The following is a 25,022-nucleotide window of genomic DNA, read 5'->3' as shown; positions in this document are numbered from 1 at the left end:
CTCCCCTCAAGCCGCGCGTGAGTGCAAGGCTTCGTCGAACCGATCCCAGATCGGCCTGAGATCGATCACGCTCCGCTTGCGCCGGGCCTCGTCCATCGACAATGCGAGGATGCCCGCTTCGAGCGCGTCGATCGTCGAGACCGGCAGCGGCCGGCCGTCGCGCACATGGCCGATGATATCGGTCGCCATCTGCTCATCTGCGCCGTAGTGCTGCGACAGTTCGGTGGCGGCGTATTTGTTCTCGACCACCTTCTTGCCGGTCAGCATCTCGTGCACGTCGAAATACCCGCGGATGAAGTCGCCTTCGGCCATACCGCGCGATCCCATGATGCAGAAACGACGGAACTGATCCGGCACGTTGAGGTTGGTGTGAAAGTTCATGCCGACGCCATTGGCGTATTCGACGATTGCGACCTGGTAGTCGATGATGTCGCCGTCGCTGTCGAACACCTTGTCGGAGCCCATCCAGCCGCTCGGTTTGCGATGGAAAAGCTCGAGGTCGTTGATGCCCTCGCGCGCGGGGTCGTTGGCCGGAATGAAGCTCTTGCGGCCGCCGAAGCTCGCCACCCGCTCCGGACGAGCGCCGATGACGCCGTTGTAGAGGTCGAGGTCGTGGCAGCATTTTTCCAGCATGAAGCTGCCGGAATAGCGCTCGTAGCGACGCCAGTCGCGCATGAAGAAGGCGCCGTGATAGGGTTCGATATGTTCGGAGGCCTCTATCGAGACGACCTGGCCGAGTTTTCCTGCGGCAAGGGCCGCGCGCAGGTCGCGGTACATCGGCGCGTAGCGCAGCACGAGGCCGACCATCAGTCGCTCATGACCGAATTTCGCCATCAGTTGCGCAAGCTCCAGGCTTTCCTGGACCGTCGTCACGATCGGCTTTTCGCTAAAGACCTTGAGTCCGGCCTCAAGCCCGATCCGGATATGATCGAGATGCATGTGGTTCGGCGAACCGATCATCAACAGGTCGAGCTTTTCGTTGGTGATCAACTCTTCAGGCGTCGCATAGGCCGTGCCGGCGGAGATGCCTTTTTCGGTCAGGCTCGGCAGTCCAGCCGGGTTCGGATCGACGTATCCCGCGATCTCGAAATTCTCATCCATGGCTTTGAAAACGTAGCCCAGATATCCCAGACGGAATCCGAGTCCGATTATCCCGACTTTCATGCTCGCACTGTTCCCTTGCCTTATGGCGTAATTTATTTTCGCAGACTGGTGCAGTTTTTTCAGGTCGTCAACCTGAATCCGCGTATTTTGTAAAATTGTGAAATTCATTTTCATGGGGCAAGGCAAACGCCGCAAAAGCAGGCATTTCGCAGACAACCATGGAGAGTGCGGCTGCCGCACCTCTCCGAGAGGAGGAAAGCGGTCCAGACCACTGCATGTTGCTAGAACGGATTCTGATCCGCTCAAGCTTTTCCGACCAGGCGGTTGCGCCAGTGCAGCAACCGCAGCAACGGCCGGGCGAGATAGGGTGGCGGTATCTTGGGATGGTCGCCAACCGTCCCCTGCCGCGCAAAAGGCGCATTGGGCTCGATCAGGAACGCAACGATCAGCGAACTGCGGGTGGCACGAAGATCCAAAGGTTCTTCCGAGAGAAATAGCCCCTGATCTCCTTCGTCAAAGCCGACACCTGCGACCTGTACCGAACCCGAAAAGAGATAGAAGTAGAGGTGCCGACCTTTCGCCGAGGGAAACGTAGCTTCTGCTTCGACCTCGAGCCTGAGATCAAATATGTCGACGGAGTTGCGGACGAAAAACGGCGCCACGCCGCCCTCCTTCCCAGCAAAATGCCTCCATTGATTGAGGGGCGCAGGTGCTATGAAGCCGTGCTGGATGTTTGGCACGAGGTCGAGACTGCGCGGCCGCACAAGAATTTGAAGCATCCGCAGCGGCGGGTCGCTCGGCAATGTCTCCTCCGAGTGCCAGAAGCTTCGTCCGGCATTCATCACCATGAGGTGCGCGTTGTCGGTGATCAGCCGGCCGGTAACGGGGTCGTCGTGGCGCATGACCCCATCCGGCACCCATGACAGGATTTCATCGTTGCGGTGCTCGTGCATGGCGATGAGCCTGCCTGGCTCCAGCATTGACTCGACGACCATCGCCAGCGGGCCATAGCCATGGTCGCGTGGCCTGGGCAACAGCCAGCCGGGCATATTGAGCCTGGTCTTGAACCCGCCCATATCCCTGACAACAGGACTTTTGGCGCCTCGGTAGAGCACGCGCCATTCTAGCACGCAAAACCACATTTTGATTCAGCGCGTTGTCAGTGACGTTTATCGCCTTGCTGAGTTGGCGCCTAAGCCCGGCCCTCGCGGCCCATTCGGGCAGCAAGCTTTCTTTCGGCCGCCTGTAGGGCGTCGTGGATCAAAACGGCGAGCACAGCAACGATGAGGCCGCCCTGAACGACGAAGGCGAGATTGTTCGACTGCAGGCCGGCAATGATCACCTCGCCGAGCGTTCTGGCTGCCACCGTCGAGCCGATCGTCGCGGTCGCGAGGCTGATCACCACGGAGAGCCGGATGCCGGTAAGAATAACCGGCATCGCCAGCGGCAGTTCGATTTTCATCAACCGCTGGCGCCCGGTCATGCCGGTACCCCGCGCCGCTTCCATGATCGATGGCGGCAAGGTCGTCAACCCGGTCAGAGCGTTCTCGAAGATCGGCAGTAGACCATAGAGGAAGAGCGCAATCAGCGTCGGCTTCTCGCCGAAGCCGAAGATAGGCACCGCGAGCGCCAGCACGGCGACCGGTGGAAAGGTCTGGCCGATATTCACCAGGCTGCGCGAAAGCGGCAGGAACTCTGCCCCCGAACTACGCGTCACCAGGATCGCCAAAGCCAGCGCGACTACAGTTGCGCCAACCGTTGCAATCGCGACGGTGCGCAGGTGCAGCAGCGTCAGTTGCAGCAGGCTGCCCTGATTATAGATCGCGGGCGCATTCTCCTGCACCAACGGCCGCAACAGCGGCTCAAACCAATGCGGCACGACCAGAAATGCGATCAGGACGGCTAGAGCGAACAGCCGGAAAAGGTTGGGCAGACCTAGCATCAGGATGGCCCCGCGGCACGCTGTGCCAGACCTTCAAGGCTGACCTTGCCGATGAGGACGCCATCGGGGCCGACGACGGGAAGAGCCTTACGGCCGGACCAGAGCAGCGTGGACAGGGCCTCGCGTTGGCTGGCGGCGCTCGAAATCGCCTCTCCCTCCGCCGTACCGGGTTCGACGGCAGTCGCGACGGGTTCGATCGCCAGCAGCCGAAACGGCCGTTCGCCGGCCCCGATCAGGCTCTCGACGAAAGCGGTCGCCGGCCTGACGAGCATCTCGGCCGGCGTCGCGTACTGCACCACTTCACCCTTGTCCATGACCGCGATCCGGTCAGCCAGATGGAAGGCTTCCTCCATGTCGTGCGTGACGAGGACAATCGTCGTTTCGAAATGTTTCTGGATCGCCAGCAAATCGTCCTGGGCCTTGGCGCGAATGATCGGATCGAGCGCGCCGAAAGGCTCGTCCATCAGCAGCACCTTCGGTTCAGCTGCTAGCGCCCGGGCAACGCCGACGCGCTGCTGCTGGCCGCCGGAGAGTTCATGCGGATAGCGCGGGCCGAACGCCGCCGGATCGAGCTGAAAGAGCGTCAGCAGTTCGGCGACCTTCGCGTCGACGCGGGCGTGGTCCCAGCCAAGCAGGGTCGGTACGGTGGCGATGTTCTGCGCAACCGTGCGATGCGGAAACAGCCCGTGCCCCTGGATGGCATAGCCGATCCGACGGCGCAGCTCGTAGCCCGGCAGTGAGCGATTGTCCTGGCCGTCGAGCCTGATCGTGCCCGATGTCGGCTCGACCAGACGATTGATCATCCGTAGCAGCGTCGTCTTGCCGGAACCGGACGTGCCGACGATGACGGTGACCGTGCGCGGCGCTATCGTCAGGCTGACGTCCCTGACGACTGTGGTTTCGGCGTAGCGCTTGGTAATGCCTTCGATCTCGATCATGCGCTTTGCACCTGGTTGTGATTTGGTGTGGCCGCCTCGATCACGGCATCAAGGACAATTGCAGCTGTGAATGCGAGGAGTACGGTCGGAACTGCCCCGAGCAGCACGAGATCCATTGCCGTCTGCCCCACTCCCTGGAAGACGAAGACACCGAAACCGCCGCCGCCGATCAGCGCCGCGATCGTGGCCAGCCCGATGTTCTGAACGAGAACGATGCGAATGCCGGTCAGAATAACCGGGAAGGCCAGCGGAAATTCGATACCGGCAAGGCGCTGGAAGTCGGTCATGCCGATGCCGCGCGCCGCGTCGTTGGCCTCTCTCGGCACGCCGGCAAGCCCGACCACGGTATTGGCGACAACAGGCAGCAGCGAATAGAGGAAGAGAGCGACGAACGCTGGCGCCGTGCCGATCCCGCGGATGCCGATGGCAGCAGCGCCTGGAACATGGATTGCGATCCAGCCGAGCGGCGCAATCAAAATGCCGAAAAGCGCGATCGAGGGGATCGTCTGGATCGCATTCAGGACGCCGAGCAGGCCATCGCGCAGGCGCGTGACACGATGGCAGAGAACGCCGAGCGGAATGCCGACAATGGTGGCGACCGCAAGTGAACCCAAGGCGAGCATTACATGCTTGCCGGCCTCAGCCCAGAAGGTGTCGGCGCGGCTGGCATATTCCTTGAGAAGCGACAGACCGTCCCAGGTGCCGGACACCAGGAGAGCAGCGATAAAGCCGAGCACGGCCGCGAGGAACAGAACCCTCACCAAGGGGGACGGCCGCAACCGGGTCAGGGCGTCGGCGGCCAGCAGGCTGAGCGCAAACAGCAAAATCCAGAACCCGGAAGCCGGCGAAACACGGGCATAGGTGTTTTCAGGTGGCGTCAGGTGGCCGGCTGCAACACCGATGCCCAACGCCAAAACGGCGAGCGTCGAAAAGGCAATGCCAAGACGTAGCGCGCTCGGCGTTTTCAGAACCGCGACAACCGCCGCGATGACAACGAAGAAAAGGATGATAGCAGCCCACACCGGCGGCAGCGCTTCTGCCGTCGACCTCGCCTCGCCCGCGACGATGCGATTGGCACGAAAGGTCGCGAAAGGCGCCAGGAACGCGCCGTAGGCGGCAAGTGCGGCAATGATCACGCCAAGCTTATCCACGCGGAGCTGCATCAGATCCCTTTTCCTCGCCCGGCTTCCGCTCGACGGACTTTGCTTGCCTTACGCCCAGACAAAGAAAACGCCGGTCGAATGCCTGCATCCGACCAGCGTCGCGCTTTTGCGTCAACTTATTTCAGGAACCCGTTCTTCTTCAGGAAGTCTTCTGCAACCGTCTTGGCGGGCTCGCCGCCCACCTGGACGCGACCATTCAGTTCCTGCAGCGTCACCAGGTCGAGTTTCTCGAAAACCGGCTTCAACAGGGTCTCGATCTGAGGGTTCTCCTTCAGCACCGCCTCGCGAATGATCGGAGCCGGCTGATAGACAGGCTGCACCGCCTTGTCGTCTTCCAGGACCACGAGGCCAGAGGGGGCGATGCCGCCATCGGTGCCGTAGACCATCGCGGCGTTGGCACCATTCGTCTGGTTGGCCGCAGCAGCGATCGTCGCTGCGGTATCGCCGCCCGAAAGCGTGATCAGTTGTTCCGGCTTCAGCGTGAAGGCGTAGGTGGTCTGGAATGCGGGCAGCGCTGCAGCCGAGTTGACGAACTCGGACGATGCGGCGAGCACAATGTTTCCGCCGCCGGCAACGTATTTGCCGAAATCGGAAAGCGTCGCCAGCTTGTTGGCCTCAGCCACATCCTTGCGTAGCCCGATCGCCCAGGTGTTGTTGGCGGGCGATGGCGTCAGCCAGACGATCTTGTTGGCATCATAGTCAAGCTTCTTGGCGGACTCGTAGGCCTTCGCCGCGTCTTTCCACACCGGGTCGTCGGCCTTCTCGAAGAAGAAGGCGGCATTGCCGGTGTACTCCGGATAGATGTCGATCTCGCCGGCCGTGATCGCCTTACGCACCACAGGTGTAGCACCGAGCTGCACCCGGTCTACCGTTTTGATATTGTTGGCATTCAGCACGGCAAGAATGATGTTGCCGAGCACGCCGCCCTCGGTATCGATCTTGGAGGACACAACGACGTCGGCGTTGGCGGCCGCCGCGGTGAGCGTGAAAGCAAAGGCTGTCCCAATAAGCAGTTTGGTCAGGCGCATGGAGATCTCCCTCGAAATTCTGTCCCGCAGTTTGATCACGGAATATTCGCGTCGTCCGGGCAAGCCATTCCATATATGTCAGTCTTCGACAAAAAATAGAGCTGCGCGCAGAGAGCGCGATGGGCTAAAATTCCAAGGTCCAGTATCACCATCGAAAGCATCGACTACTGCCTGCGGCAGCATACGAATGCACATTGCAATCAGCCGCGTTGTCGGTCACTCTGATTGAGGCCCGCCAGAAACATCCGCTTTCACTCTTGGTTGCGATGCCGCTCGATCCGAACCGCTTGGGGGCCGGCGGCGCGGGTTCGCCCGGCGAACGTTCGGGGAATTGATGTCGATCTACCTTCTCGCGCTCCTTATCGGCGTGGTCGCCGGCCTTCGCGCCATGACAGCACCTGCCGCCGTCAGCATAGCCGCTGCCGCCGGATGGCTGCCAGTTGCCGGCACCTGGGCCGCCTTTCTGGGCTTCCGGTTCACGCCCTATATTTTTGGGCTCCTTGCCCTTGTCGAATTCGTCACCGACCAGTTACCGAGCACGCCGAGCCGCAAGGTACCGCAGCAGTTCGGCACACGCATCGTCAGCGGCGGCTTCTGCGGTGCAGTCCTCGGCACGGCCGGCGGTTCGCTGATCGGCGGGCTGATTGCCGGCGCCATCGGCGCCGTGATCGGGACGCTTGGCGGCTATGAGGCACGCAAGCGGCTGGTCGCTGCGACAGGCGGCAAGGACCTGCCGATCGCCCTCATCGAAGATGCTGTTGCCGTCCTGCTCGCGCTTTGGGTGGTGTCCTTGGTCCTATGACAAAACATTTCGATGCTATCATCATCGGCGCCGGCCAGGCGGGACCATCACTGGCCGGTCGCCTCACAGCAGCCGGCAAGACCGTCGCACTTGTCGAGCGCAAGCTCTTCGGCGGCACCTGCGTCAACACTGGCTGCATGCCGACCAAGGCGATGGTCGCGAGCGCCTACGCCATGCATATGGCGCGCCGCGGCGCCGATTTCGGCGTGACGACGGGGCCGGTTTCGGTCGATTTCAAGCGCGTCATGGCGCGCAAGGACAAGGTCAGAACCGACGCCCGCTCGGGCGTCGAAAGCTGGCTCAAGGGGATGGAAAACTGCACCGTCTTCGAAGGCCATGCCAAATTTGAGGACCCGCACACGATCCGGGTGGGGGAAGAGAGCCTCACCGCCGACCAGATCTTCCTGAACACCGGCGGCCGGGCGGCAACGCCGGACTTTCCGGGTGTCGACGACGTGCCCTTTCTCACCAATGTGTCGATGATGGACCTGGATGTTCTTCCCAAACACCTGATCATCGTCGGCGGCAGCTATATCGGCCTTGAATTCGCACAGATGTTCCGACGCTTCGGGTCCGAGGTGACGGTGATCGAGAAGGGCCCGAAGCTGATTGCCCGCGAAGACCCAGATGTCTCCGATGCGGTCCTTGCGATCCTGGACAAGGAAGGCATCCGGTTTCGGCTCAACGCCGAATGCATTCGCTTCGCCAGGCAGGGTGAGGATGTCGTCGCCGGCGTCGACTGCGCCTCCGGTGCGCCGGAGGTCATCGGCTCGCATCTGCTGCTTGCGACGGGCCGGCGACCGAACACCGACGATCTCGGGCTCGACAAGGCGGGCGTCAAGACCGATGCGCGCGGCTATATCGAGGTCGATGACGCCTTGCGGACCAACGTGCCGCACATCTTCGCCATGGGAGACTGCAACGGTCGCGGCGCCTTCACGCATACCGCCTACAACGACTTCGAGATCGTCGCTGCAAACCTGCTCGACGGCGAGCCGCGAGGGGTCAGCGACCGCATCTCCACCTATGCGCTCTATATCGACCCGCCGCTCGGGCGCGCCGGAATGAGCGAAACGGAGGCGCTCAAGTCCGGCCGCAGAATTGCCGTCGGCAGACGGCCGATGACCCGTGTCGGTCGTGCGGTCGAAAAAGGCGAAACCGAAGGGTTCATGAAGGTCGTTGTCGACGCCGACAGCAAGGAGATCCTCGGCGCGTCGATCCTGGGCACCGGTGGCGACGAAGCCGTTCAGAGCATTCTCGACGTCATGTACGCCAGGAAACCCTACACCACGATCACCCATGCGGTGCACATTCATCCGACGGTTTCAGAGCTTATCCCGACGGTCTTTGGCGATCTCGCGCCGGCAAGCTGACGGTCGGCAAGCCGACCGTCAGGTGTTCGTTCAGACCAGCGCAGAGCGTGCGAGATGGTAGAAATACATCGCACCGCGCTCGAGGATGTCATCGTTGAAATCGTAACGCGTGGTGTGGAGCCCGCTGCTTTCACCATTGCCGATCAGCACGTAGGCTCCGGGGACCTCTTCCAGCAGGAAGGAAAAGTCCTCGCTGCCCATCAGCGGCTGGGCGAGTTCAACGAAAGACTCTTCGCCGAATTTTTCGCTGATCACTGCGCGCGCCTCATCGACGGCATCCGCGTCGTTGATGGTCGCGGGATAGCCGACCTGCCAGCCGAACGTGACATCGGCGTTGAAACTCTGCGCCTGGAAACGGGCGATCTGCTCGACGCGCTCCTGCAACTGCTTTCGCACGACCGGGTCAGTGGCCCGCATGCTGATCTCCAGCACGGCTGTGTCGGGAATGATGTTGGACGCCGAGCCCGATTGAAACGAGCCGACAGTCACGACCGACGGCTGATGCGGCGAGACGTTGCGCGACACGAGCGTCTGCAGCGCCATGACGACGCTTGAGCCGACGACAACCGGATCGACCGTCAGTTCCGGCTGCGCTCCATGGCCGCCCTTGCCCTTGATCGTCAGCGTCAGCACGTCGATCGAGGCAGCCATGGCGCCCGCGCGTGTCGAGAAGGTGCCGGCCGGCAGACCCGGCCAGTTGTGGAGCGCAAAGACGCGCTCGCAGGGAAAGCGCTCGAACAGGCCATCCTCGATCATCAGCTTGCCGCCGCCGAAATTTTCCTCGGCCGGCTGGAAGATCAGATGCACGGTTCCGTTGAAACTCGCATCCTGCGACAGCGCCCAGGCGGCACCCAGCAGCATGCTCGTATGGCCATCATGGCCGCAGGCATGCATCGCGCCGGGATGCTTGCTCTGGTAGGAAAGGTCGGTTTCTTCCTGCATCGGCAAGGCGTCCATGTCGGCACGAAAGCCGATCGACCGGTTGCTGTTGCCGCGCTTCAGCGTCGCGACGATGCCGGTCGTTGCAAGGCCGCGCGTCACCTCGAAGCCCCAGGACTGCAACAGCCCGGCAACAAACTCCGAGGTCTTCACTTCGGACAGGCCGATCTCCGGCATCTCGTGCAGCTTGTGGCGAATATTGACGAGTTCGGGCAGGAACTCCGACAGGGTTGCGTCGCGCATGGTTTTCTCCTCAGGCCATCTGCAGGAACTGGCGCAGGCGCGCCGATTTGGGGTCACGCATGACTTGCGACGGCGCGCCGCGTTCCTCGACGAGCCCCTTGTGAAGGAAGATGACTTCGCTGGAGATGTCCCGCGCCAGCGACATTTCGTGCGTCACCATCACCATGGTGCGCCCCTCCTCCGCCAGTTTCTTGATCACCAGCAGCACCTCGTTGACGAGTTCCGGGTCGAGCGCCGAGGTCGGCTCGTCGAAGAGCATGACATCGGGCTTCATCGCCAAAGCGCGCGCGATTGCCGCGCGTTGCTGCTGGCCGCCCGAAAGCTGGTTGGGATAATGATCGCGCTTCGGCGTGATGCCGACCTTCTCCATCAGCACCTCGGCCTCGCCGACGGCGTCCTTGCGCGTCATGCCGAGCACATGCATCGGTCCTTCGATGATGTTTTCGAGGATGGTCTTGTGGGACCAGAGATTGAAGCTCTGGAACACCATGCCGAGGCGGGTGCGGATATGCTCGAGCTGCCGCTTGTCGGCGGCAACGAGCTTGCCGTCCTTGCCCTTCAACGTCCTGATCACCTCGCCCGATACCGAGATTTCACCTTCGTCGGGCGTCTCAAGATAGTTGATGCAGCGCAGCAGGGTGCTTTTGCCCGAGCCGCTGCTGCCGATCAGCGAAATGACGTCGCCTGACTTCGCTTCAAACGAAACGCCCTTGAGCACCTCGACCGAGCCGAAGCTCTTGTGGATGTTCTTCACAGACAGTGCGGTTGCGACCATCGTCGTTCCTCCCGTGGCGCCTTCACGCGCCTTGTGCTTATGCCTTGGCCGTGCGGTAGCGGGTTAGCCGCTTTTCGACGACGTTCATCACCCGCGTCAGGATGAAGACGACGGCGAAATAAATGATGCCGGCGGCGATCAATGGTTCGAAGATCAAGAGCGACTGGCGCTGCAGCATGCGCGCGGTGCCCATCACCTCGAGAATGGTGATGGTTGACGCGAGCGAGGTCGTCTTCAAAAGAATGATCAGGTCGCCCGTCAGAACCGGCAGGCAGGAACGCAGCGCCTGCGGTAGCGTGATGCGCCGAAGGATCATCGACGACCGCATGCCGATAGACTTGGCCGCCTCGATCTGCCCGCGCGGGATCGCCTTGATCGCGCCGCGGATGACTTCCGCATTATAGGCCGCCTGATTGAGGCTGAGCGTGAAGATCGCATACCACAGGCCGTCGCGCAGGTAAGGCCACAGGAAGCTGTGGCGAACCCAGGTTCCCGGCAGAACCTGACCGAGGCCATAATAGACGAGATAGATCTGCACGAGCAGCGGTGTGCCGCGAAACGCGAAGGTGAAGACATAGGCCGGCATCGACAGGATGCGCCGGGTCGAGAGCCGGGCGAGCGCGACAAGCGTGCCGATGACCAGGCCGAAGATGCCGGCAACGGCCGTCAACAGCAGCGTCAGCGGGGTCGCCTTGATCAGTGCCGGCAGGAAGCCGATAATGTTGGAGATCGTTTCCATCAATGGTGCCCCCGGTTCAGGCGGCGTTCGATCTGAGCGATCACCAGAGCGGAAACGAGCGTGATCAACAGAAACAGCACGGCCGTCAGCCCGTAGAAGAAGATGTACTGCTTGGTGCCTGCGGCGGCGCGGTAGCCGGTATAGAGCAGTTCGCTGAACGAGCCGAGCACGCTGATGATGGCGCTTTCCTTGGTGATGGAAAGCCAGAGATTGCCCATGCCGGGCACGGCGTGACGCATCATCTGCGGCAGCGCGACACGGGTAAAGACCTTGCGCGGCCGCATGCCGATCGAAACGGCTGCCTCGATCTGACCGGGTGGCACGGCGAGAAAGGCTGAACGCAGCACTTCCGTCATGAAAGCGCCGGAGACGAAGGCAAGCGCGATGATGGCCGCCCAGAACGAGCTGAACTGGAACGACTCGGCAACGAGCCCGAAATGCTTCAGTAGCCGCTCAGCGCCGCTTGCAACCGAGAAATAGAGAAGCAGGATGACCAGGAGCTCGGGAAGCGAACGCACGACGGTCGTATAGATATCGGCGAGAAGCCGCGGCAAGCGGCGCTTCGACAGCTTTCCGGCAGCACCGAGCAGCCCGAAGACGACCGCGACCGCATAGGCGATCATGGATACCTGCAGCGTCATCACCAGGCCCCAGGCGAAATCATCGCCCCAGCCCTCGCCGCCCCAGGCAAGCAATTGCCAGTAATACTCCATCCGTCGTTACCTGTTCCCGATTGGTGTCGTCAGCCAAAGGCTGCGATGATGCCCCGGACGCTGCGGTCCGTTTGGCAATCGAGGGCGAAGGAGCTCGGCCCGTCGCCCTCGAAAACGTCTATGATCACTTCTTGCCGAAGATCCACTTATCGACGAGCGTCTTGACCTGTCCGTCCTTTTCGAGAGCGGCGAGACCGGCATTGACCTTGTCGAGGGTCGCAGCGTCGCCCTTGCGCACCGCATAGGCGACACCTTCGCCGAGAACGGCGTTCTTCGGGACCTCGACCTTGACTTCGTAGTCGGCGCCGTCAGGCGACTTCAGGAACGTCTGGATGTAGAGGTCCGGGATCAGAACGTAGTCGACGCGGCCGGCGACGAGATCGGCGACCGAGTTGTCGGCCGTATCGTAGCTCTTCGCTTCGGCACCCGGCAGGTACTTGGCAACGTAGGCCGACTGGACGCTCGACGTCTGGACGCCGATGATCTTGCCCTCGACGCTGGCCGGATCGATGATCTGGCCGGTGCCGTCGGCAGCGTCGATCGTCTTGATCTCGCTGGTGTCGGACTTGGCGCCAACGAAGGACGTGCCTTCGGTGTAGTAAGGCGTCGAGAAGTCGACGACCTTGCGACGCTCATCGGTGATCGAGAAGGCGCCGATGATGAAATCGACCTTGTTCTCCTTCAGCGACGGAATGAGGCCATCCCATGCCATCTGGTTGATGTCGCACTTCATGGCCATCTTTTCGCAGAGTGCACGGGACAGGTCGGCTTCAAGGCCCTCCCATTCGCCGCCGGCATTGACCTGCGTGAAGGGCATGTAGGGCTCGGGCGTCATGCCCAGACGCATGGTGTCTTCGGCGAAAGCGGCGCTTGCCGCCATGGTAAGCGCGATCCCGGCGAACAGGGCCGACTTGAACGTTCTCATGATGATTCCTCCGCGAAAAATGTGTCTGGATCAGAGCGTGTTGCTGAACCAGCGCAGCGACATGCAGGACAGGCCCGCATCGATCTTGCCGATTTCAGTGGTCTTGAGTGGCGCGACCTTGTAGCCGAGCTTGTCGAGCATCTCGATCGTGCGCGGGAAGTCGGAGCCGACCATCACCACGTCGTTGACGCGCAGGGCGTTGGCTGCCGGCTCTTCGCCTTCCGGAATGATCACCTGCTTGAAGCGGTCGAACACACCCGACTTGGCGAGACGAGCAGTTGAAAGCACAGTTTCCTCGTCGAGCAGCGAGCAATCGGTCTTGAAGTGCAGCACGCCTTCAGGGGTGGCGACGATCTCGCTCTTGCGGCCGAGCTTGTCGAGGCAGGCTTGCAGCGCTTCGGCGCCCACCTTGTCGGTGCGCGCCGAAAGACCGATCATCACGCTTTCGCGCGTCGTCAGCACGTCACCGCCGTCGGCAAGACCGCTGCCCGGCAGGTCGAGAACGGTTTCGAACATGCCGCGAAGGGTCGGCGCGATCTCGATCGTTTCCTTGACGCGGGTCGCAGCACCCGGACGCAGCAGGATCGCACCTTCGGTGAAGACCAGCGCCGGATCTTCGACGAAGATCGAATCCGGGAAGGCTTCCAGTGCCGGAAGGACGGTGACCTTCACGCCCGCATCCTTCATCGCCTGAATGTAGGCGTCGTGCTCGGCCTTCACGCCCTCATAGGTCGGATTGCCACGATCGTCTGCGCGCAAGCCGTTAACGACGGTGGTCGAGGGCGTGCGGACGATGATGTTGTTGAAATTGTAGACGGGGCGTGCTTGCGACATTTGTAGTACCTTTGGCTTGGATGAGGTGCTTCTATCGATCGGATGTGGCGGCGTAAAGCTTTTGCGTACCGGCCGGTTCTCTGCGCGACAAATGAACGCCGGCGAGCATGCAGCGCACGGAGCCGCCGGCAAGCTCGATGGTCGGCACGTCGAAGGCGAGGACGTGGCCCGAAGCTTCGAGCGCCTTGATCTGGTCCGGTCGGAGTGACGCAAGAGCGCGCGCCGACATCACGACGACACGCCCATCGGCGCCATCGAGTTCGATTGCGTTACCGGCAAAGTTCTCGATCTGATCGATCGTGAGGTCGATGACCTGTCGGCCCGTTTCCTCCAGCCGCGCGCAAATCTCGTGCCGCCGTGCGGCGTCCGGGATCATGCTGGTGCCGATCAGCGCGAAATCCGTGCCGATGCACATCAGCACATTGGTATGATAGATCGAGTTGCCGTTGCGATCGACCGCGCCGAAAACCATCGGCTCGAAATTGAAATGGGTGCAGAAACGCTCCAGCGCCACCTCGTTCGTGCGGTTCGATCGTGCGGCATAGGCAACGCGGCCGATATGGTCGAGCACCATGGCACCAGTGCCCTCGAGATAGACGCCGTCCTTTTCGAGGCCGGAATAGTCGATCACGTCCTGGACGCGATACTCGTTCTTGAGCATCTCGATGATGTCGGCGCGGCGTTCGCTCTGGCGGCTTTCCGAATACATCGGATAGATCGCCACATGTCCGCCCGAGTGGGTGGAGAACCAGTTGTTGGGAAACACCGAGTCCGGACGCGTCATCGTCTCGTCCTCGAACATATGGACGGCGACGCCAGCCGACGACAGGCCTTCAGCCATGCGCGTCACTTCGTCGAAGGCGGCGGTTGCGATCGCCGAAGGCTTGCGGGCCTCGTCAGTCGACTGAAAGGCATTGTCCTTGGCCGTCATCGGATTCGGGCCGAAATGGTGCGGTCGGATCATCACGACGCCCTTGGGCGCTTGTACGGACAGTCTCTTCATCTCAGGCAGCGCTCCGCTCTGCAACGACGGCCGGTTGCTTGAACAAACCGTAGAGATCGCGCGGATGCTCCGGCTGCGTCGTCAGGTCGAGCTCGGTGTAGAAAGCCGTGCCCTGGATCTTGTCGCGCAGGAAGCGCAGCGCTGAAAAGTCCTCGGTGGCAAAGCCGACGGAATCGAAGATGGTGATCTGGGCGCCCGACCGGCGCCCTTCCGCCTCGCCTACAATCACGCGCCAAAGCTCGGTCACCGGAAAATCCGGCGCCATCTGCTGGATTTCGCCCTCGATCCGGGTTTGCTCCGGATATTCGACAAAGACGTCGGCGCGACGCAGGATATCGCCCTGCAATTCGGTCTTACCGGGGCAATCGCCGCCTACGGCATTGATGTGCACGCCGGCGCCGACCATGTTGTCGGAGAGGATCGTCGCGTTACGCTTGTCGGCCGTCACCGTCGTGATGATGTCGGCTCCCGCAACAGCCTCTTCGGCCGTCTTGGCGACGACGATATCGAAATCCATGTCGGCAAGGTTCTTCTGGAACTTGTCCGCCGCTTCGATATCGATATCGAAAACCTGCAGACGCTTGATGCCGAGCAGCGCCCGGAACGCCAGCGCCTGAAATTCCGATTGGGCGCCGAGGCCGATGATCGCCATCGAGCGGGCATCGGGCCGGGCGAGGTATTTCGCCGCCAGCGCCGAAGTTGCGGCAGTGCGCAGGCCGGTCATGATCGTCATCTCGGAGACGAGACAGGGATACCCCGTGCTGACATCCGAGAGAACGCCAAACGCCGTCACCGTCTGCAGGCCGACATTCGGATTCTTCGGGTGGCCATTGACGTACTTGAAGCCGTAATGCTCGCCGTCCGACGTCGGCATCAGCTCGATGACACCCGTCTTCGAGTGGCTCGCGAGCCGCGGGGTTTTCTCAAAATCGTTCCATCTGCGGAAATCGTCTTCGATATATTCCGCAAGACCCAACAGGAACGTTTCAATGCCGATCGATTTGACCAGCTCGATTACGTTGCCGACACCGACATACTGAACCACGATTCCAACTCCATCGGGAAACTCGATGAAGTCAGCCTAGGCATGCAACAAGCGAGTTGAAATTTTAAACTTGTACGCTTGAGGAACAAAGATTGAGCAATTTGCGCAACACTGATATACACTTTTCATGCATATCTTCGATGACCTCGATCACCAGCTCATCTCGCTACTGCGAGAAGACGGCCGCGCGCCCTACTCCAAGGTCGCCTCGGTTCTCGGCATATCGCGGGCGACGGTGCAGACGCGCATCGACCGCCTGCTCGAGACCGGCGCGGTGCTGGGTTTCACCCTGCGCGTGCGGCAGGATTACGACGAGCGCGCCATCCGTGCGATCATGATGATCGAGGTCAGCGGGCGCACGACCACCAAGGTCATCAAGTTCCTTCGCGGCCTGCCCGAACTCTACGCCCTTCACACTACCAATGGCGCCTGGGACATGGTGGCCGAAATTCGCGCCAACAGCCTGAGCGACTTCGACCGAATCCTGCGTGAAGTTCGTGACGTCGAAGGCGTGCTCAACAGCGAGACGAGCATTCTTCTCAGCACCATCTGATATCGGCGCGTCCCCGCGCCCCGCAAAACACAGGCATGACCGTGAGCCACATTCCTCAGATCGATTACGACACCGCTTCCGAACTTATCCGTTCGGCCCATGACGAAGAGGTCCGCGTCCGCGGCCGCATGACCAACATGAAGCGCACCCTGCTGCATTCGCCGACAGCCCATCGGATCTATGCGGAATGGTTCACGCTCAGGGAGGAGTTGCGGCCGGCGCTCGACGACCGGGCAATCTGGCTGCTTTCGCATGCGATCTCCGAGGCGATGCAATCGCCGATCGCCATGGGCTTCTTCCGCCGCGCCTTTGCCAATTCCGGCGTCGATTTTCATTCGATCGTGCCGACGGAAGACGAACAGCGGCTGATCGACTTCGGCCGGGCGATCGTCGGCAATTCCAATGCGGTGCCGGCAGAGATCTGGGATGGGCTCAAAGCGCGCTATGACAATGCGGCGCTTGTCAACCTCGTGGCGTTTGCGGGGATCATGGTTGCAACGGCGATGTTCAACAATGTCGTCGAAGTCGATTTCGACCAGGAACTGGCACCATTCATGGACTGAGTGAGCAGCGAGAGCGCCGCCCGATGCGCGGCGCTTTAACGTTCTGCCGTAATTTCAATCGGCGTATCGGGTGGTGAATTCGGGATTGCCGCGCAAAGTGTTGCTGACGGTGCAGATTTCGTTTTCGGCAGCCTCGGCAATCGCATGCCGCGTCGCTTCATCAAAGTCGCCCTTGATGTCGAAGACGATCTCGAATTTCGCGATTCGTGACGGCTCGTCATGGGCCTTCTCGCCCGTCACTTTGGCGCTGACTTCGGTCAGCCGGTCGAGCACGCCAAAGCGGCTGGCGGCAATGCGGGCGCTCAATACCAGGCAGCTGGCCAGCGAAGCATAGAGCAGGTCGAGCGGACCATAGCCCGGTTGCGACGGCCCGGTCACGATATCCAATTCGCCGCCGGTGACCGACGTCACATGCGGGAACCCGGTTTTGCCGACGACGGCCGTTGCGCCTGTTTCTCGCGTCCGTACCTTCACATCTGCCATTTTACTCGCCTTCTCCAATATTCGCGAAATCGGACTGACCTATTACGCAGAAGTCCCGATCTGTTCGTCATGCCGTGGGCCATAACTGGCCCACGGTTCTGATATGTCCGCGCTCAGTCGCTGGCGCAAGTGAGCGCGCGCAGGAATCAGTTCTTCTTGACGAGGCGGTAGAAGACGAAGTCGGAGGTGGCGCCGTTGACGTAGCCTTCGACCTTGTCCTTCATCGCAACCTGGGTTGCAGCCTGGAACATGATCACGATCGGCGACTTCTCCTGCACCTTGCGCTGCAGGTCGACATAGAGTGCCGAACGCTTGGCCGGATCGGCTTCCTTCAACGCAGCTTTCGTCGCTTCGTTGAGTTCTGCCGGGACAGCCCAGCCGTTACGCCACGTGGTCGTCGACTGGTACTTATCGTCGGCATTGTCCTCGTTGTAGGCGAAGGCCTTGGCGTTCGAATGCGGGTCCATGAAATCGGGGCCCCAATAGAGCAGCATGGCCTCATGGGTGCGGGCACGGTACTTGGTGATAACCTGGCTGCCGGTGCCCGGGATGATGTCGAAGGTGATGCCGGCTTCGGCGAACGAAGCCTGCAGTGACTGCGCCATGTCGGTGAACGGCGTCGAGTTGATGACGTCGAGTGTCACCTTAATCGGCGTCTGAATGCCCGCGTCTGCGAGGATCTTCTTCGCCTTTTCGACATCGTAGGTATAGGGCGTCTCGTCGAGCGAACCCGGGAAGCCCTTCGGCCAGAAGGCCTGGTGGACGTCCATCTGACCCTTCAGGAAGCTGTCGGTCATACCCTTGTAGTCGACGAGGTAACGGGCAGCTTCCCAGACGGCTGGCGGCTGCAGGGCTGCGGCCTTCTGGTTGAACGACAGGAAGTGAACGGCCGCCTGCGGGTAGGATTCGACCTTCATGCCGCCCTTGGCTGCAACGCTTGCCATCTGATCCGGCGTCAGGTTCTTCGCCATATCGACGTCGCCGGTTTCAAGCATCAGCTGCTGCGTTGCGGCTTCTGCGACATGGCGGATGATCACGCCCTTGATTGCCGGAGCGCCACCGAAATAGTTCGGGTTGCTCTGCAGGTTCAGAAGTTCGCCGGCGCGGAAGGCCTTCAGCACGAACGGACCGGAGCCGGCCGAGTTCGCCTTGAGCCAGGCATTGCCGTAGTCGCCATCGGCTTCGTTTGCCTTGACCGCTTCCGCGTCGACGACCGATGCCGGGCGTGCCGCCAGGACGTTGAGCACGAAGGCCGACGAGAAGTCGCCTTCATACTTGATCGTGACCTTGTTGCCGTCGGCGGTCACCATCTTGTCGATGTTTTCAGGGGTCCAGCCAAGCTGCGTCAGAATGAAAGCAGGCGCCTTGTTGAGCACGACGACGCGCTTGAAGGAGTAGACGACGTCCTCGCCACGCAGCGGGTTGCCGGAAGAGAAGGTGACGCCATCACGCAGGGTGAAGGTGATGGTCTTTGCCGCATCGTCAGCGGTCCATTCGCTGGCAAGGCCCGGCGAAAGCTTCAGAACGTCAGGCGCATCATATTGCACCAGACGGTCATAGGTCTGCGTCACATATTCGCCGGACGAAAACTCGTAGGCTTCGGCCGGATCGATGCTGACGATATCGTCGATGTTCTGGGCAACGACCAGCACTTCGGCAGGCGTTTCCGCCAAAGCTGCCGGAGCCACGCTCAGCATAAGGGATGCCGCGAAAACCGCGGCCTTGAACATTCTCATCATCGCTCTCCTATTTTCGATGAGGTTTGGTTTTTGTTGTCGTCGCCGGCTTGGGGACTGCCTGGGGCATGCCGGTCTCGTTGGGCAAGGGTGTGCGGGATCGGAACAGCGGCAGCGTGCCGGTCCAGATCAGCCGCACGGGCCTATCCGTCTTGTTCCACCAGTAGTGTGGCTGGATGCCCCGAAAATGCAGGCCATCGCCGGGTGTAAGCGTGGTCTCGTCATCATCGAGACCGAACAGGATTTCGCCGTGCAGGACGTACACCAGCTCTTCGCCCTCATGGCTGAACACCTCGGACCGGTGCCCGGCGGGGATAGTGATGACGAAGCTGGACAACTGATTGCCGGCGAAATCCGCGCCGATCCGCTCATAGGACACCGGCGAGCCGCCCACGGAAAAGACCATGCGTTCGCTGGCACGCGACAGACCGGTATCGATCGCCGGCGCCAGGATGAAGTGATTGAGCTCGGCATTCAGCCCCTGCGCGATCTGCGCCAGCGTGCCAAGCGAGGGCATCGCGAGGTCGCGCTCGATCTGGCTGAGATAGCCAACCGAGACGCCCGCCGCGTCGCTCAGCTCCTGCAGCGTCATATGCATCTGCCGCCGTCGCGCACGCACCAGTGCGCCGATCCGCGGCTGGCCCGCAGTCGCGGCCCTGGCGGATGCGGTGTCTGCATCCTCAGATGGCACGGTCACGATGGATTCTCCTCACCAGTAAAATTTTTTTGATTTAAGCAAACTTATTTATATGCTCCAAGCGAATTCTTGCGCTATCGACAGCCGCGACCGCAAGCGAACGAGGGATGGAATCGCCACGTGGCAAACAACAACACGACTACAGCGCCCGCGCCGACGCGCCGCGCCGGGGCGCAAAGCCCGGGCAGACGGCGCCTTTTTTCGCTGCTTGGCTTTTTCGTCACGCTCGGCGTGACCTTCATCGGGCTGCTCGCAATCACTTTCTTCATCGGCCGCATCGTGCCGATCGACCCGGTGCTCGCGGTCGTCGGCGATCGCGCCCCCGTTGCCGTCTATGAACGTGTCCGCGAGGAAATGGGCCTCGATCGGCCGCTCGCCGCCCAGTTCGTCAGCTATGTCGGCGATGTGGTGACGGGCAACTTCGGCACGGCAGTTTCCACAGGCAAACCCGTGATCGAGGACCTCGCCCGGGTCTTCCCGGCGACATTGGAGATGGCGACGCTCGGCATCATCCTCGGCGTATTGATCGGCGTGCCGCTCGGCGTCGTCGCCGCAAGCCGCCGGGGCTCCTGGCTCGATCAGGGCATCCGCGTCGTCGGCCTGCTCGGTTATTCCGTGCCCGCCTTCTGGCTCGGCCTCGTCGGGCTCGCCGTCTTCTATGCGAAGTTGAAATGGGTCGGCGGCCCCGGCCGGGTCGACATCTTCTACGACGGTGTCGTCACCCCGATCACCGGCCTTATCCTCGTCGACAGCATCATCGCCGGCGACTGGGAGATCTTCCGCAACGCGGTCTGGCATCTCATCCTGCCGGCGTCCTGCCTCGGCTTTTTCTCGCTTGCCTATATCGCCCGCATGACGCGGTCTTTCATGCTCGATCAGTTGAGCCAGGAATATGTGACCACCGCGCGGGTCAAGGGCGTGCCGGAAAGGCTCGTCATCTGGCGCCATGCCTTCCGCCCGATCCGCGTGCCGCTGATCACCGTCATCGGCCTGTCCTATGCCGGCCTGCTCGAGGGCTCCGTGATGATCGAGACGATCTTTTCGTGGCCCGGCATCGGCAACTACCTGACCGTCGCCCTGCTCAACGCCGACATGGCGGCCGTCCTCGGCTCGACCCTGGTGATCGGCGCGGTCTTCATCGGCATCAACAAGATATCGGACGTGCTCTATCGCGTGCTCGATCCGCGTGCGCGCTAGGGAGAAGCGGACATGACAACACTTCGCGACTGGCTGATCGACGACAGCCCCGCCTCGCCGATGCAAGCGCGCCTCGGCCGGTTCTATAGGATTTTCGGCGCGCTGATGCACAATCCGCTCGCCGTGGTCGGCGCGATCATCATCCTGGTGCTCGTCTTGACTGCGCTGTTCGCGCCCTGGATTGCGACGCATGATCCGCTGCGCCAGGCGCTCGGCGAGCGACTGCTGCCGCCAAGCGCTGCGCATTGGATGGGAACCGATGAACTCGGCCGGGATATCTGGTCGCGCGTCGTCTACGGTGCACGCATCACCCTTGCGATCGTGACGCTGGTCGCGGTGCTTGCAGCACCCGCCGGCCTGGTCATCGGCGTTGCCGCCGGCTATTTCGGCGGATGGGTCGATCGCATCCTCATGGGCATCACCGACATTTTCCTGTCGCTGCCCAAGCTGATCCTGGCGCTTGCCTTTGTCGCGGCGCTTGGACCGGGCATCGAAAACGCGATCATCGCCATCGCCATTACCTCGTGGCCCGGCTACGCCCGCGTCGCTCGCGCCGAAACGCTGACCTTCAAAAACTCCGAGTTCATCTCGGCCGTGCGCCTGCTCGGCGCATCGAGCCTCCGGGTCAACCTCGGTCACGTTCTGCCGCTCTGCACCTCGTCCATGATCGTGCGTGTCACGCTCGATATGGCAGGCATCATCCTGACGGCAGCCGGCCTCGGCTTCATCGGGCTTGGCGCCCAGCCGCCGCTGCCCGAATGGGGCGCGATGATCTCGCGCGGCCGCTCCTTCATTCTCGACCAATGGTGGGTGGCAACGATGCCCGGCTTTGCGATCATTCTCGTCAGCCTCGGTTTCTGCTTCCTCGGCGACGGCCTGCGCGACGTGCTTGACCCGAAGAGCGGGGAGCAACGCTGATGAACCCGCTTCTCGAAATCGAAAACCTGCGCGTCACTTTCCCGACTCCACGCGGCGACCTTGAGGTCGTCCGTGGCCTCTCCTTCACGCTCGGCCGCGAACGCCTCGGCATCGTCGGCGAAAGCGGTTCGGGAAAGTCGATGACCGGCCGCTCGATCCTCAAACTGGTGCGTGCACCGGGGCGAGTGACGGCCGACAAGCTGACCTTCGACGGTATCGATCTGCTAAAGCGCTCCGAGCGTCAGATGCGTGCCATCCGCGGCGCCCGCATCTCGATGGTGATGCAGGATCCGAAGTTCTCGCTGAACCCTGTCATGACGATCGGCGAACAGATCGCCGAGGCGCTTCTGACGCATCAGCGGCTGCCGCGCCGCGAGGTGAACAACCGCGTTCTGACCATGCTGGAATCGGTCCGGATCGCCGATCCGGAGCGCGTCGCCAAGCTCTACCCACATGAAGTTTCCGGCGGCATGGGCCAGCGGGTGATGATCGCGATGATGCTGATCCCCGAACCGGATCTTCTCATCGCCGACGAGCCGACGTCGGCGCTCGACGTCTCGGTGCAGGCCCAGGTGCTCGACATCATCGATGAACTGGTCAAGCGCAAGGGCATGGGCCTGATCTTCATCAGCCACGACCTCAACCTCGTTTCGAGCTACTGCGACCGCATCCTGGTGATGAACACCGGCGAGGTGGTGGAGGAATGCAAGGCCGGCCAGTTGATGAACGCAAAGCACCCTTATACCCGCGGCCTCATCGCCTCGATCCCGCGTCTCGACGAAACCCGGAACGAGCTTCCCGTGCTCGACCGCAGCGCATGGGCAAAGAAATGACGGCGCTTTCTCTGAAGAACCTCGATATCTTCTACGGCGACGCGCACATCACGCACGACGTCAACCTCGAAATTGCCGATGGTGAGAGCTTTGCCCTCGTCGGCGAAAGCGGCTCCGGCAAGTCGACGGTGCTGAAGGCGATCGCCGGCCTTGCGCCTGAGTGGACCGGCGAGATCAACGTCTTCGGCAAGCCGCGCAGCCACGGCATCGACCGCGCCTTCTCCCGCCAGTGCCAGATGGTGTTCCAGGACCCGTACGGCTCGCTGCATCCGCGCAAGACCGTCGACGCCACGCTCGGCGAAGCGCTGACAATCCACGGCATCGGTGATCGCAGTGCGCGCATCGAAGAGGTGATGTCCTCCGTCGGCCTCGACCGAAAATTCCGCTTCCGCTTTCCGCATCAGCTCTCCGGCGGCCAGCGCCAGCGCGTTGCCATTGCGCGCGCGCTGATGCTGAAGCCGAAGGTGTTGTTGCTCGACGAGCCCACCTCAGCGCTCGATGTTTCGGTGCAGGCGGAAATTCTGAACCTGCTCAAGCGATTGCGGCAGGAACAGAACCTCACCTTCCTCATGGTCACCCACAACCTTCCGGTCGTTTCCTTCCTCTGCGATCGTCTCGCCGTCATGCGGCAGGGCCGCATCGTCGAGGTGGCCGATGTCGCCGACCTCAAGCGCGGCGACCTCAAGGACTCCTATTCGCGCGAACTGATGCACATCAGCGCAGCGCACGCGAACTAATCAACATTCCAAGGACATATGATGAACAGTGAACAGATCGCTGCTGCGTTGGCTGAATTCGACGCGGCGATTGCCAAGGATATCAACGCGGACGCCGTATGGGGCGCGCTTCAGACGCTTTGCCGCCAGGTGATCGGCGCCAAGCTCTTCACGATCATGACCGTCGACATGGTCAATGAAGTTGCCCGTCGCGCCTATACCTCGCACCCCGAGGAATACCCGACCTCCGGCACCAAGCCGATCCGCTATGACAGCTGGTTCGATATCGTGCACAAGGCGCACCAGACTTTCGTCGCCAATACGATTGTCGACATCTCCAAGGTGTTCGGCGACCACGAAACGATCTGGGCGCTCGGCTGCGGATCCGTCGCCAATATCCCGGTTGTCGTCGGTGGCGAACTGCTCGGAACCGTCAACTGCCTTGACGTCGAGCATCATTACACGCCGGAGCGCGTAGCGCTCTCGAAGCACCTGGAACTGCCGGCGAAGCTGGCCTTCCTTGCTGCCGCTCGCTTGTCCAAAGACTGATTCTTTGAGGCCGGGGGCATTGCTTGCCCTCGGCCATTTCCCCTGGACATGAGTTGAAGTCGGCGGCGGCGTACGAGCCTGAAACCAATCGCCCGCGTCGAACCAACCTGCTGCCGTTGAGCCTTCGTCCCCCCATCAAGAGGGGTATCCCGACGTTCTTCGACCCTGCACCATTCCACGGCCTTCCCCGTTGCCGACAACAAACCGGAGATGGTCGGGAGCCGCAAGGAATGCGGGCTCTGTTCAGGCCTCCGCTCCTTGCCCAAGCAGCGCCTCGATTTCAGCAAGCGTCGGCATCGCCGGCGCCGTGCCGCGGCGGGTAACCGAGATCCCGGCCGTCGCGCAACCGAAACGCGCCGCCTCGACCGGCGCCAACCCTCGCGCCAAGGCCGCCGAGAACCCACCGACGAAGGCATCTCCCGCACCGGTCGTGTCGATCACCGGGCCGCTCGCCATCGCCGGGACGAAAACGGATTGGCTCTGATTGTGGAGAAGAACGCCTCTTTCGCCCAGCGTGATCAGTGCAGACTTTGCGCCCTTCTTCAGAAGTGCGTCGCCCGCCCGCCGCGCATCGTCGGCCGTGGCAAGCGCAAATCCGACCAGCGCAGCCGCTTCGGTTTCGTTCGGCACGATGTAATCGCAAAGAGGATAGATGGCATCCGGGAAGGGTTCTGCCGGCGCCGGATTGAAAACTGTGACCACACCTGCCGCATGGGCGATTTCCAGCGCTCGCTGGGCGGCAGCCGCCGGCTGCTCGAGTTGCGTGACGAAAATGCGCGAGGCTTCGATCGTTTCCCGCGCTGCCTCGACATCGTCGATACCGATCGAGCCGGCCGCACCGGGATAGACGATGATGGCGTTCTCGCCATTCTGGTCGTTGACGTAGATGAAGGCTGCCCCCGTCGGCAGGTCGTCCATCTGGACGATCTTCGGTGTCACGCCTGCCTCGGCATAGGTGCGAAGCGCCATGTCACCGAAGGTGTCACGTCCGATCTTGGAAATGAAGGACACCGGACTGCCCGCGCGTACCGCCGCGACGGCCTGGTTCGACCCCTTGCCGCCCGGCCCAACCGAGAAGCCGCTGCCGGTAATCGTTTCGCCGACAACCGGCATGCGCCGTGCCAGATAGGCCGTATCGGCCACGAAGATCCCGAGGATCGAAACACCAACCTTCATTTCTGCCTCCACCGGTCGCACCGCCGCGAATACCG

General features: G+C 61.8%; 27 protein-coding genes. 9 read left to right on the top strand and 18 right to left on the bottom strand.

The window, feature by feature from the left end:
• Nucleotides 1-6: 6 nt before the first annotated feature.
• The 6 genes from ABIE33_RS28685 to osmF form a co-directional block, all read right to left on the bottom strand.
• Nucleotides 7-1,164: a Gfo/Idh/MocA family protein gene (locus ABIE33_RS28685; protein WP_429131375.1), complete on the bottom strand. Its 1,158-nt coding sequence runs from the start codon at nucleotides 1,162-1,164 to the stop codon at nucleotides 7-9.
• A 242-nt stretch (nucleotides 1,165-1,406) separates the two neighbouring features.
• Nucleotides 1,407-2,219 carry a pirin family protein gene (locus tag ABIE33_RS28680; RefSeq protein WP_429131373.1) on the bottom strand — a complete coding sequence of 271 codons (813 nt, stop codon included), beginning with the start codon at nucleotides 2,217-2,219 and terminating at the stop codon, nucleotides 1,407-1,409.
• 77 nt (nucleotides 2,220-2,296) lie between these two features.
• Nucleotides 2,297-3,046 carry an ABC transporter permease gene (locus ABIE33_RS28675; protein ID WP_429131371.1) on the bottom strand — a complete coding sequence of 250 codons (750 nt, stop codon included), beginning with the start codon at nucleotides 3,044-3,046 and terminating at the stop codon, nucleotides 2,297-2,299.
• Entirely contained in the window at nucleotides 3,046-3,984 is a 939-nt protein-coding gene (locus ABIE33_RS28670; protein ID WP_429131369.1) for an ABC transporter ATP-binding protein, read from the bottom strand. The genes ABIE33_RS28675 and ABIE33_RS28670 overlap by 1 nt, the downstream gene beginning before the upstream one ends.
• The gene (locus ABIE33_RS28665) at nucleotides 3,981-5,147 is read right to left on the bottom strand and encodes an ABC transporter permease (RefSeq protein WP_429131367.1); all 1,167 of its coding nucleotides are present in this window, start codon (nucleotides 5,145-5,147) and stop codon (nucleotides 3,981-3,983) included. The genes ABIE33_RS28670 and ABIE33_RS28665 overlap by 4 nt, the downstream gene beginning before the upstream one ends.
• Before the next feature lie 116 nt (nucleotides 5,148-5,263).
• Nucleotides 5,264-6,175: a glycine betaine ABC transporter substrate-binding protein OsmF gene (gene osmF / locus ABIE33_RS28660; RefSeq protein ID WP_429131365.1), complete on the bottom strand. Its 912-nt coding sequence runs from the start codon at nucleotides 6,173-6,175 to the stop codon at nucleotides 5,264-5,266.
• Nucleotides 6,176-6,509: 334 nt separating this feature from the next.
• Here osmF and ABIE33_RS28655 point away from each other — a divergent pair, with 334 nt between their 5' ends.
• Both ABIE33_RS28655 and ABIE33_RS28650 read left to right on the top strand, forming a co-directional pair.
• Nucleotides 6,510-6,977 carry a DUF4126 domain-containing protein gene (locus tag ABIE33_RS28655; RefSeq protein WP_429131363.1) on the top strand — a complete coding sequence of 156 codons (468 nt, stop codon included), beginning with the start codon at nucleotides 6,510-6,512 and terminating at the stop codon, nucleotides 6,975-6,977.
• On the top strand, nucleotides 6,974-8,350 hold the full coding sequence (locus tag ABIE33_RS28650; RefSeq protein WP_429131362.1) for an FAD-containing oxidoreductase: 1,377 nt from the start codon (nucleotides 6,974-6,976) through the stop codon (nucleotides 8,348-8,350). The genes ABIE33_RS28655 and ABIE33_RS28650 overlap by 4 nt, the downstream gene beginning before the upstream one ends.
• Nucleotides 8,351-8,380: 30 nt before the next feature.
• Here ABIE33_RS28650 and ABIE33_RS28645 read toward each other — a convergent pair whose 3' ends face one another.
• The 8 genes from ABIE33_RS28645 to ABIE33_RS28610 form a co-directional block, all read right to left on the bottom strand.
• Nucleotides 8,381-9,532 carry a M20 aminoacylase family protein gene (locus ABIE33_RS28645; RefSeq protein WP_429131360.1) on the bottom strand — a complete coding sequence of 384 codons (1,152 nt, stop codon included), beginning with the start codon at nucleotides 9,530-9,532 and terminating at the stop codon, nucleotides 8,381-8,383.
• A 10-nt stretch (nucleotides 9,533-9,542) separates the two neighbouring features.
• Complete coding sequence (locus ABIE33_RS28640) at nucleotides 9,543-10,307, bottom strand: ABC transporter ATP-binding protein (protein WP_025428643.1); 765 nt, start codon at nucleotides 10,305-10,307, stop codon at nucleotides 9,543-9,545.
• A 37-nt stretch (nucleotides 10,308-10,344) separates the two neighbouring features.
• Nucleotides 10,345-11,046 (bottom strand): ABC transporter permease, encoded by a 702-nt coding sequence (locus ABIE33_RS28635; RefSeq protein WP_429131358.1) that lies wholly within the window; start codon nucleotides 11,044-11,046, stop codon nucleotides 10,345-10,347.
• Nucleotides 11,046-11,759: an ABC transporter permease gene (locus ABIE33_RS28630; RefSeq protein WP_429131356.1), complete on the bottom strand. Its 714-nt coding sequence runs from the start codon at nucleotides 11,757-11,759 to the stop codon at nucleotides 11,046-11,048. The genes ABIE33_RS28635 and ABIE33_RS28630 overlap by 1 nt, the downstream gene beginning before the upstream one ends.
• A gap of 124 nt (nucleotides 11,760-11,883) precedes the next feature.
• Nucleotides 11,884-12,684 (bottom strand): transporter substrate-binding domain-containing protein, encoded by an 801-nt coding sequence (locus ABIE33_RS28625; RefSeq protein ID WP_429131354.1) that lies wholly within the window; start codon nucleotides 12,682-12,684, stop codon nucleotides 11,884-11,886.
• A gap of 30 nt (nucleotides 12,685-12,714) precedes the next feature.
• Nucleotides 12,715-13,518, bottom strand: a complete 804-nt coding sequence (locus tag ABIE33_RS28620) for a dimethylarginine dimethylaminohydrolase family protein (protein WP_429131352.1) — start codon at nucleotides 13,516-13,518, stop codon at nucleotides 12,715-12,717.
• A gap of 31 nt (nucleotides 13,519-13,549) precedes the next feature.
• Nucleotides 13,550-14,521 (bottom strand): citrulline utilization hydrolase CtlX, encoded by a 972-nt coding sequence (ctlX, locus tag ABIE33_RS28615; protein ID WP_429131350.1) that lies wholly within the window; start codon nucleotides 14,519-14,521, stop codon nucleotides 13,550-13,552.
• Between the two features lies 1 nt (nucleotide 14,522).
• Nucleotides 14,523-15,569 carry an ornithine cyclodeaminase gene (locus ABIE33_RS28610; RefSeq protein ID WP_429131494.1) on the bottom strand — a complete coding sequence of 349 codons (1,047 nt, stop codon included), beginning with the start codon at nucleotides 15,567-15,569 and terminating at the stop codon, nucleotides 14,523-14,525.
• Nucleotides 15,570-15,693: 124 nt separating this feature from the next.
• Between ABIE33_RS28610 and ABIE33_RS28605 the strand changes: the two genes are divergently transcribed.
• Both ABIE33_RS28605 and ABIE33_RS28600 read left to right on the top strand, forming a co-directional pair.
• A complete protein-coding gene (locus ABIE33_RS28605; protein WP_429131348.1) occupies nucleotides 15,694-16,119 on the top strand; it encodes an Lrp/AsnC family transcriptional regulator in 426 nt (141 codons plus the stop codon).
• 41 nt (nucleotides 16,120-16,160) lie between these two features.
• Nucleotides 16,161-16,682: a hypothetical protein gene (locus ABIE33_RS28600; protein ID WP_429131346.1), complete on the top strand. Its 522-nt coding sequence runs from the start codon at nucleotides 16,161-16,163 to the stop codon at nucleotides 16,680-16,682.
• A gap of 54 nt (nucleotides 16,683-16,736) precedes the next feature.
• Here ABIE33_RS28600 and ABIE33_RS28595 read toward each other — a convergent pair whose 3' ends face one another.
• The 3 genes from ABIE33_RS28595 to ABIE33_RS28585 form a co-directional block, all read right to left on the bottom strand.
• The gene (locus ABIE33_RS28595; RefSeq protein WP_065784327.1) at nucleotides 16,737-17,165 is read right to left on the bottom strand and encodes an OsmC family protein; all 429 of its coding nucleotides are present in this window, start codon (nucleotides 17,163-17,165) and stop codon (nucleotides 16,737-16,739) included.
• Between the two features lie 146 nt (nucleotides 17,166-17,311).
• Nucleotides 17,312-18,901 (bottom strand): ABC transporter substrate-binding protein, encoded by a 1,590-nt coding sequence (locus tag ABIE33_RS28590; RefSeq protein WP_429131344.1) that lies wholly within the window; start codon nucleotides 18,899-18,901, stop codon nucleotides 17,312-17,314.
• A 10-nt stretch (nucleotides 18,902-18,911) separates the two neighbouring features.
• Complete coding sequence (locus ABIE33_RS28585) at nucleotides 18,912-19,520, bottom strand: helix-turn-helix domain-containing protein (RefSeq protein ID WP_429131492.1); 609 nt, start codon at nucleotides 19,518-19,520, stop codon at nucleotides 18,912-18,914.
• Nucleotides 19,521-19,718: 198 nt separating this feature from the next.
• Between ABIE33_RS28585 and ABIE33_RS28580 the strand changes: the two genes are divergently transcribed.
• From ABIE33_RS28580 to ABIE33_RS28560, 5 genes are read left to right on the top strand one after another with little or no spacing between them, the layout of a single operon-like run.
• A complete protein-coding gene (locus ABIE33_RS28580) occupies nucleotides 19,719-20,795 on the top strand; it encodes an ABC transporter permease (RefSeq protein WP_429131342.1) in 1,077 nt (358 codons plus the stop codon).
• A 12-nt stretch (nucleotides 20,796-20,807) separates the two neighbouring features.
• Entirely contained in the window at nucleotides 20,808-21,713 is a 906-nt protein-coding gene (locus ABIE33_RS28575; RefSeq protein WP_053249024.1) for an ABC transporter permease, read from the top strand.
• A complete protein-coding gene (locus ABIE33_RS28570; protein ID WP_429131339.1) occupies nucleotides 21,713-22,546 on the top strand; it encodes an ABC transporter ATP-binding protein in 834 nt (277 codons plus the stop codon). The genes ABIE33_RS28575 and ABIE33_RS28570 overlap by 1 nt, the downstream gene beginning before the upstream one ends.
• A complete protein-coding gene (locus ABIE33_RS28565; RefSeq protein ID WP_429131337.1) occupies nucleotides 22,543-23,283 on the top strand; it encodes an ABC transporter ATP-binding protein in 741 nt (246 codons plus the stop codon). The genes ABIE33_RS28570 and ABIE33_RS28565 overlap by 4 nt, the downstream gene beginning before the upstream one ends.
• A 21-nt stretch (nucleotides 23,284-23,304) precedes the next feature.
• Complete coding sequence (locus ABIE33_RS28560) at nucleotides 23,305-23,811, top strand: GAF domain-containing protein (protein WP_429131335.1); 507 nt, start codon at nucleotides 23,305-23,307, stop codon at nucleotides 23,809-23,811.
• Between the two features lie 243 nt (nucleotides 23,812-24,054).
• Here ABIE33_RS28560 and rbsK read toward each other — a convergent pair whose 3' ends face one another.
• Entirely contained in the window at nucleotides 24,055-24,987 is a 933-nt protein-coding gene (rbsK, locus tag ABIE33_RS28555; RefSeq protein ID WP_429131333.1) for a ribokinase, read from the bottom strand.
• Between the last annotated feature and the right edge of the window lie 35 nt (nucleotides 24,988-25,022).

It is taken from the genome of Ensifer sp. 4252 (genome assembly GCF_050434565.1).
In the GTDB taxonomy this organism is placed as follows: domain Bacteria; phylum Pseudomonadota; class Alphaproteobacteria; order Rhizobiales; family Rhizobiaceae; genus Ensifer.
Note: the sequence above shows the minus strand (reverse complement) of the source record. Positions and strands in the feature narration are given on the sequence as shown.